At 69.8% G+C, this 12,519-nt stretch carries 12 protein-coding genes; 3 read left to right on the top strand and 9 right to left on the bottom strand.

Annotated elements, in window-relative coordinates; genetic code table 11:
- Positions 1-53: 53 nt before the first annotated feature.
- The 5 genes from CHC08_RS08125 to CHC08_RS08110 form a co-directional block, all read right to left on the bottom strand.
- Positions 54-332, bottom strand: a complete 279-nt coding sequence (locus CHC08_RS08125; protein WP_089206576.1) for a winged helix-turn-helix transcriptional regulator — start codon at positions 330-332, stop codon at positions 54-56.
- A gap of 163 nt (positions 333-495) precedes the next feature.
- Positions 496-777 (bottom strand): acyl-CoA dehydrogenase family protein, encoded by a 282-nt coding sequence (locus tag CHC08_RS50585; RefSeq protein WP_218825163.1) that lies wholly within the window; start codon positions 775-777, stop codon positions 496-498.
- Positions 699-1,298, bottom strand: coding sequence for an acyl-CoA dehydrogenase family protein (locus CHC08_RS50580; protein ID WP_218825162.1), 600 nt, complete (start codon positions 1,296-1,298; stop codon positions 699-701). Before CHC08_RS50580 ends, CHC08_RS50585 begins: the two co-directional genes overlap by 79 nt.
- Before the next feature lie 74 nt (positions 1,299-1,372).
- Positions 1,373-2,161, bottom strand: a complete 789-nt coding sequence (locus CHC08_RS08115) for an alpha/beta fold hydrolase (RefSeq protein WP_089206575.1) — start codon at positions 2,159-2,161, stop codon at positions 1,373-1,375.
- 72 nt (positions 2,162-2,233) lie between these two features.
- A complete protein-coding gene (locus CHC08_RS08110) occupies positions 2,234-4,603 on the bottom strand; it encodes an ATP-binding protein (RefSeq protein WP_089206574.1) in 2,370 nt (789 codons plus the stop codon).
- A gap of 405 nt (positions 4,604-5,008) precedes the next feature.
- On the opposite strand from CHC08_RS08110, the gene CHC08_RS08105 reads away from it, so the two are divergent.
- On the top strand, positions 5,009-7,165 hold the full coding sequence (locus tag CHC08_RS08105; protein ID WP_089206573.1) for a hypothetical protein: 2,157 nt from the start codon (positions 5,009-5,011) through the stop codon (positions 7,163-7,165).
- Between the two features lie 111 nt (positions 7,166-7,276).
- Positions 7,277-7,780 (top strand): NUDIX hydrolase, encoded by a 504-nt coding sequence (locus CHC08_RS08100; RefSeq protein ID WP_089206572.1) that lies wholly within the window; start codon positions 7,277-7,279, stop codon positions 7,778-7,780.
- 142 nt (positions 7,781-7,922) lie between these two features.
- Here CHC08_RS08100 and CHC08_RS08095 read toward each other — a convergent pair whose 3' ends face one another.
- The 3 genes from CHC08_RS08095 to CHC08_RS08085 all read right to left on the bottom strand — a co-directional run bounded on the left by CHC08_RS08095 (position 7,923) and on the right by CHC08_RS08085 (position 10,382).
- Positions 7,923-8,981, bottom strand: coding sequence for an LLM class flavin-dependent oxidoreductase (locus CHC08_RS08095; RefSeq protein ID WP_218825161.1), 1,059 nt, complete (start codon positions 8,979-8,981; stop codon positions 7,923-7,925).
- Between the two features lie 208 nt (positions 8,982-9,189).
- Positions 9,190-9,858: an NADPH-dependent F420 reductase gene (locus CHC08_RS08090; protein WP_089206570.1), complete on the bottom strand. Its 669-nt coding sequence runs from the start codon at positions 9,856-9,858 to the stop codon at positions 9,190-9,192.
- On the bottom strand, positions 9,855-10,382 hold the full coding sequence (locus CHC08_RS08085; RefSeq protein ID WP_089206767.1) for a MarR family winged helix-turn-helix transcriptional regulator: 528 nt from the start codon (positions 10,380-10,382) through the stop codon (positions 9,855-9,857). The genes CHC08_RS08090 and CHC08_RS08085 overlap by 4 nt, the downstream gene beginning before the upstream one ends.
- 94 nt (positions 10,383-10,476) lie before the next feature.
- Here CHC08_RS08085 and CHC08_RS08080 point away from each other — a divergent pair, with 94 nt between their 5' ends.
- Positions 10,477-11,529: an LLM class flavin-dependent oxidoreductase gene (locus CHC08_RS08080; RefSeq protein WP_089206569.1), complete on the top strand. Its 1,053-nt coding sequence runs from the start codon at positions 10,477-10,479 to the stop codon at positions 11,527-11,529.
- 301 nt (positions 11,530-11,830) lie between these two features.
- On the opposite strand, the gene CHC08_RS08075 is transcribed toward CHC08_RS08080, so the two are convergent.
- Positions 11,831-12,466, bottom strand: coding sequence for a TetR/AcrR family transcriptional regulator (locus CHC08_RS08075; RefSeq protein ID WP_089206568.1), 636 nt, complete (start codon positions 12,464-12,466; stop codon positions 11,831-11,833).
- Positions 12,467-12,519 lie beyond the last annotated feature (53 nt).

Raw genomic sequence — 12,519 nt, 5'->3', positions numbered from 1 at the left:
GCGGCGCCCCGGCCGGGCGGAACAGGCGCGGGACCGTGGCCGGCCGCGCGCCTTCAGGACGCGTTCCGCGATGCGCCGGCGTCGTCGAACGCGGTCTGGTGGCGGCGGATCTCGGCGTGGTGCTCGGAGGACCAGGACGCCATGGCGAGGACGGTGGACAGCAGCGAGGCACCGAGGCCGGTCAGGGCGTATTCGACGCGGGGCGGGACCTCGGGATAGGCGGTGCGGGTGAAGAGCCCGCTGCGCCGCAGGTGCTTGAGGGTGAGGGTGAGCATCCGCTCTGACCGCCCGGCTCTGATCGCGGCCGGCGCCACCGACGACGACCGTCTCATCCGCACCCTTTTCAGCGCGACGGGCCGGTCGGGAACCGTCGAAACATCACCATCGATCGTGCAGCGCCCCGGTAGTAGAGCAGTGGACGGCCGGCAGAGGGGATGCGAATGGAGCCGTGGCCGCTCATGGACCCGGGCAGCGCGCCTCCGTACGAGCACGGCGTCAGAAGAGGCGCATGCCCGGGTCGATGCCGAACCTGACACGGCCCACCGCTTCGAAGAACTCGGCAGAGTGGCCGGCGTGCTGGAGCGCCACCATGCCATCCCGGAACAGCCGTTCCAGGGGGTTGCCGATGTAGAGCGAGGAGGAGCCGCCCAGCCCGTACATCGCCACCAGCGCCTCACGGCTCACCTGTGCGGCATGGCTCATGGCGGCACGCAGGTCGGCTCGCTGCTCGATCGTGACGGGTTCCGCCCTCTCCCCGGCCGCGTCCAGCGCCCCCACGGCGGCGTGACACCGGCGTCCGTCATGCGTGGCGCGCCGTCCCGCATGACGACGGCGACCACGACCAGCCAGTCCGCCCCGTGGATCCCGCTGACGATCTTCCAGTTACCGGAAACCCTATAACCGCCCTCGACGGGCACCGCGACCCCGGGCATGCCCCCGTTGGTGAAGATCGGCTCGGCTGCCCCTCCCCAGAGGCGACCGGTTCCGGCCTCGTCGAGCAGGGCTCCCACAAAACCCCAGTTGGCGTTCCACACCACCCAGGCCACCGAGGCGTCGATGCGGCCGAACCCTTCGTACACCTCCAGCGCGGTCGTCAACGGAGTTTCGAAACCGCCGAGCTCATACGGCGTGAGCAGCCGGAAGGCACCGGCCTCACGGAGTTCGGCGAGCAACTTTTCGGGAATGTCGCCCAACTGATCCATCTCCTCGGCGGCGGCCCGGATCGAGGGAGCCAGCAGCGAGGGAAGCTCCCGGGGCCTGACGGCCGTCGAGGAGGGCGCGGGGAAGTCTTCAAGCACTGTTCTCTCCTGGATAAACGACAGGTACGGGCGCCCTCCGCTGACGGGGGTGACGCCACGGACGGGGTTTTTGGTCACCCGGCCAGGATTTTGGCGAATTCGGCCGGATGGCTCAGGTGCGGGAAGTGGCCGCCGCCGGGGAGAACGGTGACGGCGACGTCGGGCAGGACCGACTCCAGCCACCGCCGGTAGGCCGGGGGCAGCTCATCCCCGCTCACGTGGCGGTAGGCGACGCCGCTCGAACGGATGACGTCCATCTCCCGCGTCCGGCGTTCGCCGAGGTCTTCCGCGGGCGTGACCAGGATCTCGTTCCAGTATCCGAGGAGAAGATCCTGGCGGGGGGTCGTGGCCGTCCTGACCAGCTCCCGCGCGGCCGGCGGCAGCAGTTCGATGTGCATGCCGGCGAGCAGGGAGGTCCAGACCTGCCCGTAGGCCGGGCTCCGCAGCACCGGTTCGGCCCGGCGCAGCACGTCCCCGAAGCCGCCCACCAGCAACGGCTGGTCCACGTTCACGACGCCCCGCACCGGATACATCGCCGCGTAGACCGTCACCAGCGCCCCACCGAGCGAGTGCCCCACCATGACCGGCGCGTCGAGTCCGGCGTCGTTCACCGCCCGATGCACGACCGCGGCGACCTCACCGAGATCGTAGGAGTCGCGCCGCGGCGAATCCCCGTGCCCGGGCAGGTCGAAGGCCAGCACCCGCCGGCCCGGATCGACGACCGCCAGCTCCTCCAAAACCGGCCCCCACTGACGCCGGTCATAACTGAGACCGTGCAGCAGGACCAGCGGCGGCCGATCGTCAGCCGTGCCATGGCTGTCAGCGGCAAGATCACCAAAGTACTGCCGATGCGTACCGGACATGTCCGTCTCCCATTCCTGAGGCTCTGCCCGGGAGGCGTAAATCCGACGTGCACAACTTGTACGTGGTACGGGTCACACGCTCCAGCGCGCCGGACCACCCGGAGCCGGCTGATACCGGAAGAGCCTGCCGGTACGCAGCGATGCCCGCAGATGGGCCCCCGCCAGCGGCGCGGCCGACTCCACGCGTTTGACCGTCGCCCACAACGTCCGGGTCGCATTGACACGGGCCCGTTCGGCTTCACCGGCCTGAGCCCGCGGCCGGCCGCCCAGCCCGCTGGCCCGCCGCAGCTCGGCCAGCAGGGCGGTCCGTTCCGCCTGGACGACCGCCGCCCGCTCGGCGTCGCCGGCCCGGTCCGCCGCGTCGAGCTGCTCGTCGAGCGTCTCCAGCCGCCGCCGGTAGGCCGTACGGGCGGCGTCGTCGAGAACCGGATCACCGTCGGGCACCCGCAGGCCGGCGCCTCCCGCGACGAGATCCAGCGCGGCGATCTCCTGCCCGGGCGCGGCCAGCAGGGCCCGTAGGTACCGCATCCCGCGCCCGTCGCGCAACCGGACCGTTTCGGCGCCGGCGTCGAGCCGCCAGTCGTCGCCGTCGCGGCTCAGCCGCCACTCGTCGGCCGGTGGGGCGAGCGTGGCGAGGACTCCCCCCATGCCGAGACGCTCCGCGATCGAGCGGGCCCGGCCGAGATCGTCGCCGGCCCGGATCCGGTCTCCCTCGTCGTCACGTGCGGACAGCGCGCGGGACCGGGCGACCAGTGTGTGCGCGAGCCAGGGCAGCGCTCCGACGCGTTGCTCCAGCGCGGCCGCGTCGTCCAGATGGGACACCGCCTGGTCCAACCGGCCCAGCCGGATGGCCAGCCGCCCCAGGTAGTCGTCGACCGGCCCCGTGATCGTGTTGGCACCGCCCCAGACGACCAGACGCCCCCGGTAGGGAAGCAGCGCGTCGTACAGGGCCCGCGCGGTCTCCGGTTCCCCGACCCGTGACGCCACGATCGCCAGGTCGGCCAGGACTCCCACCCAGCGCGGCCCGGATCCGGCGAGTACGGCCGGCAGCAGCCTTTCCAGTTCGAGACCCGCCTCAACGTCGCGACCGGTCTCGGCCAGTGTCCGGGCGGCGGCCGCCTCGAAGAAGTGACCGGGCAGCCGCCGGGCGAGGGCCTGCCAGGGATCCACAAGCGACTCGAACTCGCCCCGCATCGCGGCGACCCCGCCGTACAGCGACCCGACCAGGCGATCCGTGTCGATCAGTCCCGCCCGCCGGCCACGCACCGCCACCTCGCCCGCGAGCGTCACCGCCACGTCGAACCGGCCCCGAAGCGTCGCCAGCATCGACTGGCGGGCCAGCACCACCACCGCCGCTTCGGCGTCGCCTGCCAGTTCACCGGCCCGGGCATAAGCCGTGAGTGCCGCCTCGGCAGGTCCCAGTTCGCCCAGTTCCGCCCATGCGATGAAACGCCAGAACAGTCCGCGCCGCTCGACCACGGCATCGCCGGCCCGTCGAGCCTGCTCCACGATCTCCGATGCGGTGGTCAGCCGTTCATGGGCGGCGGCCGGATCCCACAGCGCGTGCAGCCGGCAGTCGAGGACCTCGGCGATCGTGCCGGGGCTTCCGGTCATCCGGGCCAGCGTCACCGCCTCGTCGATCAGCTCGCGCCTGCGTGCCCCGGCCGACGAGTCGCCCAGCATCTCCCGGGCGAGCCGGGCCAGCGCCCGGGCCCGGGTGGTGGGCGGCAACGGGCGTTCGATCGCGGCCTCCAGCAGACGGATCAGACCGACATCGAGTTCGAGGAACTCCGCCCGCGACGGCGCCGTCAGCGCCAGGTGGATCACGGCGTCGGCCGCGGCGTCGAGACCGGCCAGCTCACCGGCGAGGCCGATGGCGGCTCCGGGCAGACCACCCGAGGCCAGCCACACCGCGTGGACCGCCTCGGCGGGCAGGTCTGCCGTCAGGCCGGCGAGCTCCGGTTCCGTCAGGCCACGCAGCCGCAGCTCCGGCGTCAACCCGAGAGGGTTCTCCGCGGTCGCGATCAGCACGGTCGCGCCGGATCCGAGGCGGGAGGCGAGCAGGGCCAGGAACGCCACGGCCCGCGTACCGGCCCGGTCGACGTCGTCGACCACGAGCAGGCGCGGTCCGCCGCGGGCGATCGCCCGGGCGACGCGATCGAGGTCCCAGGGCCCGGCACCGGGCGGCAGGTCGCCCACTTCGAGATCGCCCAGCAGCTGTTCCCAGATCAGCAGACCGGAGTCGAGGTCCGTCCCAGCCGCACGGAGCACCGGTATCCCCCGGGCGCGGGCCAGATCCGCGGCGGCGCCGGTCAGCGCCGTCTTACCGGCGCCGGGCGGCCCGGTGACGATGAGGTGTCCGCCGATCCCGCCCCCGGTCGCCGCCCGGTCGAGCAGCTGTTCCACCGCGGCGAGCTCGCTGCGGCGTCCGATCAGAGTCACCTACGCAGCGTATCGGCGGCCTCTCGCACCGACGCTAGAGGCCGGAACGCACCCGAGCCCCAGGCGGCAGGGGCAGCGGATCAAGGATCTTAGATCTGCCATCCGGCCGGTCTTGATGAGTCGCCGATGGACGATTCCGCCGCATCCCCTGCCTGCGGGCGTCGGATCTCTGGTCCATCCTGAAAATGATTCCGAATTCGAGCCGATGCCTTTACAATGTAGATTAATAAGAGCCGGCGGGTTCGGCCCCACCGGGCTGGAGAGACGACCTGGCCACCGTCTCACCCGCACCGTCCACCGATTCGGCACATGGATGTGGAGCCACCACCCACGAGTGATGATCGACTCCGGATGGCAGCCCGTTAGAGTTGGGCGCTTCGCTCCCTCACCCCCCGGGAACCACCCGTGCGCCGTTATCCCCTCGGCTGGATCGCCGCCGCCTTCGTGGCCCTGGTCGTCGCGTCCGGCGTCGCCGCCGCGGTGACCGGCGACGCCTGGCTCGCCACGTTGGTCGTCCACCGGAGACTCGCCGACCGTCCGGTGGACATCGACGGGGACCTCGTCCTGGTGCTGATCGCGGTGGGGGTGTTGCAGGGCTGGGGACTGTGGCAGATCCTGCCCGGGCGGCAGAGCGGCGAGAAACCGGACAGGGACGCCCGCCGGTTGCGGATCGCGCTGTATGTCTCGCTGGCGATCGAACTCGCCGACCTGTCCTGGACGGACATTCCCGAGGAGGTCACGCAGGTCGCCGTCGTGGTGTTGCTCTACCGGGTGATGCGCGGGGTCTCCCGGACGTTGCGGCTGGTCGCGCTGGTGTGCGGGCTGTACCATCCGGTGCTGCTGCTCGCCGCCGTGCTGTCGGAGCTGCTCGGGCTCGACGGTGAGGCCCTGTGGCAGTCCTCCCTGGGAAGCGTGCCCTGGTTGCTCTGGATGGTGCTGACCCTGGTGGCCCAGGCGAAGGACGGCCGGTGGGGGCGGGTCACGCTGTGGGCGGGAGCGGCGGTCGCCGCCGGGCCCTTCCTCGTGCCGGACCTCATGAGCAACTCGTTCAGCCGATCGTACGTCTGGTACGCGGGCGGCCATCTGGTGCTCGACGTGTTCACGCTGGTATGGCTCGGCCGGTCCGCCCGTGATCTCGGGAACCGGCCCCGGGATCCGCGTCCGGTCACGCCTGCGAGCCCGTTGCGCCGGTGGCCCCTGCAGGCCGCGGCGGTCGCGCTGCCGCTGCTGCCCGCCGCGGCCAACCTGGCGGACGGTGTGTTCCTCTGGATCGGGCCGCGAGGGGCGATCGCGTCCTGGTTCTCCGGTTGGTATCCGATGCAGCTCTGGCTTCCGTTCGATCTTCTGGTCGGAATGGGCGGGGCCGCCGCACTGGTGCTGGCCGCGGTGCTGCGGCGGACGCGCCGCCTCGTGATCGGGACGATCTGGGCTCTTCTCCTCGCGGCGGTGGCAGGGCTGGCGACCGCGGCCACGACGGCAGTCGGCGACTCGAGGCCCACCCACAGCAGCGTCCGGATATTTCCTGACCGGATGCTCACCTCCTCGCTCGGTATCTCACCGCTGTGGTACAGCCTCGCCTTCACGGCTTCAGCCCTGCTCCTGCTGTTTCTGTACGGTGACCGCCCCGCCCGTCGCAGGCCGTACCGGGTGTTGCCGGCGAGCATGGCCGCGTCCGCGGTGCTCGTCCTGGTCCCGGTGTCAGACCACGCGCCGGGTCCGATCACCACGGCGAGCGACTGCGAGGCGAAGGGCGACTACGAGACGGGACACACCCCGCCGCCCCCCATGACCGGCGAGCAGGCGTTCATCTGCACGGTGCGCACCGCCGGCGTCCTACCGCCCGTCGGCGGCATGCCCGACCGGATGCTGGTGGCGTACGGACACCGTCTCTGCGGTGTTTACACCCGCGAGGATCCGCAGGAGATGGTCCGATTTTACAAGGCTTACGGAGTCAGCCCGGGAGACGAGACAGCACTTCTGGCCGACATCTGTCCGAAGGCCGCCGAGACCCTCAGGGTGGCGATTGAGGAGGAAGAGCGCGAGATGCTCGCCCACGAGGCCGAAGAGCAGGCCAAATGCGACCAGGCCCCCCGCCACCGCCCCCTGATCACACCGGTGTCGGCGATTCGGCAGGAGAAACCCATCTGGCCGGAACTGCCCCTGGAAACGTACGAACGGGGAGGGGAACCGGAGGACGGGCCGCCTCACCAGGCGGAGGGCAGCGACCTGGTGGCTTCCGCACCCGGCCACCTCAGGGTCTTCCTCAACACCGAGTACCGCGCCTGCGTCACCACCGAGGCGTACGACCGCCGCCCGCCGGTGGAGACCAGGGGCTGGCAGAACGTCGTCGAGGTCGGCTACCAGAGCCCGGAGGGTCACATCGTCCTCGCCGACGGCCTGTCCGGCATCCAGCTCCCAGATCTCGGCGCCCTCGGCAAAGGCCACTACCGCGTCCGCGTCCACTACGCCTGGCTCTCCTGGAAGGGCACGAAGCAGGCGGGGCAGCGGCTGCTCATCATGACCTATCCGGGACGCGGCGACCACGTGATCGTCCACCGCTGACGGACCACGCCCTGAGCCGGATCGCTCCCGGCTCAGGCACACGAGAGCCCCGGCCCCACATCACAACCGTCGGCGAACCTCGACGGAAACGCCCGGTCTACGCTGTCGCCCATGGCAGCGCACAACCGCTCGTTCACCGTGGGCCACGACGTCGAGGTGCCCGTACCCGCACCCGGCCAGGCATGGACCGTCGGCGCGATCATCCTCAACCACAACGGTGAGGCCTTCGCGCAGAAGCGAAGTCCGGATCGTTCTCTCTTCCCCGGCACCTGGGACATCGTGGGCGGCCATGTGGAGGCTGGGGAAACCCTCCTGGACGCACTCGCGCGTGAGGTCCTCGAAGAGACCGGCTGGCACCTTCGCCACGTGGAGCGGTTTCTCGGCATCGCCACCTGGACCGGAGACGACGGCGCCGGGCTCCGTCACGAGGCCGACTATCTCGTCAAGGTCGACGGCGATTTGGACCATCCCGCTCTGGAATGGTCCAAGCACCCCTCCTACGGCTGGTTCGGCCCCCAGGACCTCGCTCGCCTCAAGGAGAACCGGCTACCTGGAGAGTTCCTGATCCATGATCTGATCTCACGGGCCCTTCGGGATCACACGGGCGGGTCCTGACCAGGCGTTCGCGGAGAGGTCGTCGTCCACCGAGAGCTCGACAAAGGCCGGAACAGGAAATCCGGGCACCCGGTTCCGCGAGCCGACGGAGCCGCGCGGTCCAGCGGCGGCGGCGCGGCCTCGGCACGGATGCGCGGGCCGCTCAGTGCCCGCGCTCATGCAGGAGTTCGCGGACGCGTGGGACGACCTGTGTCCCGTAAAGCTCGATGTTGGTCATGAGCGCTCCGTGCGAGAGTCCTCCCATGCCGTATTTCAGTTCGAAGCGGTTCGCGCCGAGAGCGGGGAGATTTGCCGCGATCTTCTTTGCGACGGTCTCCGGCGACCCGACGTAGAGCGCCCCGTGCGGCCCGATCTCGTGAAGGAAGGACGCCTTGGTCGGGACGGCGAATCCGCGGGTCTTGCTGACGTGGCGGATGACCTCCAGGTAACGGGGCCAGAACTCTTCGCGGGCCTGCTCGTCGGTGGCGGCGACGTGACCGGGCGAGTGCACTCCGATCGGCAGGGCGGCGTGTCCGAGCGTCTCCAGGGCCTGGTGGAAGAGCTTGGAGAAAGGAGCGAAGCGCGACGGGGAGCCGCCGATGATCGCGAGCATCAGTGAGAATCCATGGCGAGCGGCGCGGATGACCGACTGGGGACTGCCGCCGACGCCGATCCATGCCGGGAAAGGTCCGGACTCGGTGTGCGGCACGACATCCTGCTCGCTGAGCGATGCGCGGGTTTTGCCCTGCCAGGTGACCGGTCCGCCCTTGAGCAGTTCGGCGAAGAGGTGGGATTTCTCTTCGAAGAGCTCCTCGTAGTCGGCGAGGTCGTAACCGAAGAGCGGGAACGAGTCGATGCTGGAACCGCGTCCCAGGATGACTTCCGCCCGGCCGCCGGAGATGGCGTTGAGCGTGGAGTAACGCTGGAACACCCGCACGGGATCGTCCGAGCTCAATACCGTGACCGCCGACCCGAGGCGGACGCGGGTCGTACGGCCGGCGATCGCGCCGAGTACCACATCGCTGGCGGACAGCGGGAAATCATCGGTGTGATGTTCACCGATCCCGAAGAAATCCACGCCGACCTGGTCGGCCAGGACACCTTGTTCGACGATGTTCCGGATCGTCTGGGCATGTGAGAGCGGGCGGTTGTCATCGTCGTAGGTGACGTCGCCGAAGGTGTCGAGGCCGAGGACGAGGGGGAACGTCGTGGGTTCGCCCACGGAAGCTCGTACGGCGGACGACGGGGTTGTGGTCACGTCGGGTCTCTCTGTCTGATTGTGGATCGGGTTGAGGATGAGCGGGATGCTCCATGCGGCTTCGGGGCTCGGAACCGGCTCGGCTCGGCGCTCAGGACCGGGCCGAATTCGGTCCGAGGGTCGGGACCGGCTCGGCTCGGCGCTCAAGGCCGGCTCGAACTCGGTCCGGGGCTCAGGACCGGCTTGAACTCGGCTCGACGCTCAGGGCCAGCTCGAACTCGGTCCGGGGCAGCGATGCGCCGAAGACGGGGCCGCCGGGTTCGAAGAGGCGGCCGGCGCTCAGGCTGTCCAGCCGGACGGTGTCGTAGCCGATGCGCTCGATGACGTCCGCCACGAGGTCCACGGCGCCGGGGTCGTCGCCGGCGACGCCGAGCGCGCGTCGTTCCGGCGAGCCCTCGGGCCGGCGTTCGTCCTCAAGCTCGTGGTAGCCGATGTGGTTGAAGGTCTTGACGATCGTCGACCGGGCGAGCCGACGCTGAACGATCTCGCTGCTGCCGTACCGGCGATCTTCGAACATCTCCTGGACGCCGTCGGTGGGCGGCCAGTAGTTCATCGTGTCAATGACGATCTTGCCGGCGAGCAGGGCCGGGTCGAAGGCCGCGAATTTGTGAAGCGGGATCGCCAGCACCACGATGTCGGCGTCCCTGACAGCATCGGCCGCCCATTGCGACTCGGCTCCCGGCACCAGCACGCGGGTGATGAGTGCGATTTTCTCGGGGTCACCTGAGGCCGCGATCGTCACGTGGTGGCCGGCGGCGATCGCGACCCGCGCGATCGCCGGGCCGACGTGCCCCGCACCGAGTACGGCGATCCGCGGCAACCGCGGCGCTCCGCCGGTCATGAGGATTCCCCCTTGGTGGAAGCGGCGGGAGCGACGGCCGGTTCTGGGTGGAGATGGCTCTGCAGCGTCCGCAGGATGTCGTCGAGCGCCTCGAACTGCTCGGGCGTCAGGGCGTCGGCGAAGTGCTTCTTGATGGCCCTCATATGGGGTGCGGTCGCCCTCCGGAACATCTCCGCGCCCTCGCCCGTGAGCGAGACCTCGGCACCGCGGTTGTCCGTGGGGCAGTCGTCGCGACGGATCAGACCGCGCCCCTCCATTCGCCCGAGGTGATGGGACAGCCGGCTCCGCTCCCAGTCGATGGCCGCCGCCAGCTCCGATGATCTCAGCCGCCTGCCGTTCGCCTCGCTCAACGCCAGCATCACCTGATAGTCGGCCGGCGAGAGGCCCGTTTCCTGCAGCAGCTGCGTCCCCAGGATTCTCCGAAGCTCGGCGGTCGTGTCGATCAGCGCTCTCCAGATCGCGAGCTCCCCCACCGCCATTCGCCGCCGCGCCACCGCGCCGGTGGCCCGGGCACCATCTCTCATGATCCACACTCCATCTCATTGACGTGTCAATCATATCTCATATGATTGACACGTCAATATTGATACGTCAATCACACTCTCGGAGAAGATCGCGATGACGAGCACGTATGGAGAGCACCCGATCGTGATCGGGGTCGACAGCTTCGGGGACATGACCGTCGGCGGTGACGGCAGTCTGCTCAGCCAGCCGCAGAACATCCGCGAACTCGTCGCGGAGGGAGTCCTCGCGGAGGAATCGGGCCTCGACTTCTTCGGCCTGGGCGAGCACCACATCGAGGAGATGCCGCTGTCCGCACCGGACCTGGTCCTGGCCGCCATCGCCGCCCGGACCTCACGCATCCACCTGGGATCCGCGGTGACGGTGCTGAGCTCGGACGACCCGGTGCGCGTCTTTCAGCGGTACGCGACCCTGGACGCCCTCTCCTCCGGACGCGCCGAAGTGATCCTCGGCCGTGGATCCAGCATCGAGTCGTTCCCGCTGTTCGGATTCGACCTCGCCGACTACGACCGCCTGTTCGAGGAGAAGCTCGAACTGTTCGCTCGCTTGCGCACGGAGAAGCCCGTCACCTGGTCGGGAACCACGCGGGCCGCCATGCCCGGGTTGCAGGTCTACCCGCGCACCGCGAGCGGGTCGTTGCCGACCTGGGTGGGCGTCGGCGGAAACCCGGCATCCGTCGTGCGCGCCGCGCGCCATGGATTCTCACTGATGCTCGCGATCATCGGCGGCAATCCCGCGCGCTTCGCCCGGCTGTCCGAGCTCTACCGGGAGGCCACGGCGCAGGCGGGCCTCGCTCCCCTGCCGATCGGGGTGCACTCACCCGGGCACGTCGCGGCCACCGACGAGCAGGCGCAGGAGGAGTACTGGCCCGCCTATGAGACCTTCATGCTCGACGCACGCAGGCAGCGAGGGTTCCCGAAGATCACCCGCGAGTACTTCGAGCACGAGGTCGAATACGGCTCCCTCTACGTCGGCTCGCCGGAGACGGTCGCCCGGCGCGTCGTCAGGACCATGACGGCCCTCGGCGCCGGCCGCTTCGATCTCAAGTACGGCATGGGCCCGATGCCGCACGCGACCCTCATGGAGAACATTCGCCTTTTTGGCACCGAGGTCGCGCCATGGGTGCGCGAACAACTCCGGACGCGGTAGAGGCACACCATGTGAACCGGCCACGCGGAATGGTCGGGCCGATCCTCGCCCCACCACTCGGAGCGGACCCGAGCAGGGTTCGGGCCGCGCCGGCGCAAGGACCGGTTCCCGCCGGCCAGTGGGACGTCATGTTCCTCCCCGTCCCGCACGTGCACGTGCGCGTACCGTGCAGCGCTGTCCCGTGGGACACCGGCGTCTTGCGCCGGAGGGCGCGTACTCGAATCAGGCTCCGCCGCGGCGAATCCGGCATTCACGACGGAACCGCGGGACGGGGACGTCCGGCACGATGAGAGGCAACGATCTACGTGGGGTCGCCGGGATCTTCCGACGGCCGGCCGAGCGAGTCGATCCAGCGTTCCAGCCGGTCGCCCTCGCGGACCATGAGCTCGGGGTCTCGGAAGGTGTTGGTGAGCAGCGAGATCCCCTGGTAGGCGGCGATCAGGGCGACCGCGAGGTCGCGGGAGTCGCTCCGGCCCATCAAACGGAACTGTTGCTCGCTCCAGTCGATCAGGCCCCGCATGACCTTGGCCGCGGTGCGGTCGAGACCACGGTCGAGGCCGTCGGCGCGCTTGCCGAGTTCCGAGCAGAGGGTGCCCGTGGGGCAGCCGAACCGCGCGGCGAGGTCGCGTTGCCCCACCCAACCGCCGATGAGCGTCTTCAGCCGGTCCTGAGGGGTGGAGAGCCCCTCGAAGGAAGCGATCATCGTTTGGAGGCCCTGCGCGTGCGCGTCGAGGGCCGCCTCGACGAGGTCGTCCTTGGTCTTGAAGTAGTAGTAGACGTTGCCCACCGGGACGTCGGCCGCCCGTGCGATGTCGGCGAGCGTCGTCTTCTCGACGCCCTGCTCATGCAGCATCTTCACCGCGGCGGTCGTCAGTCGCTCCCGCTTGCCCCGCTCCGCGACGATCGGGGCCCGATCGCTTTTCTTCGAGTCAGTCACCTGACTAACTATAGACAGCCGCGATCAAGCTGGCTATGTTTGCGTTCAAGTTA

The organism is Streptosporangium subroseum, from assembly GCF_900188345.1.
Taxonomy (GTDB): Bacteria; Actinomycetota; Actinomycetes; order Streptosporangiales; family Streptosporangiaceae; genus Streptosporangium; species Streptosporangium subroseum.
Note: the sequence above shows the minus strand (reverse complement) of the source record. Positions and strands in the feature narration are given on the sequence as shown.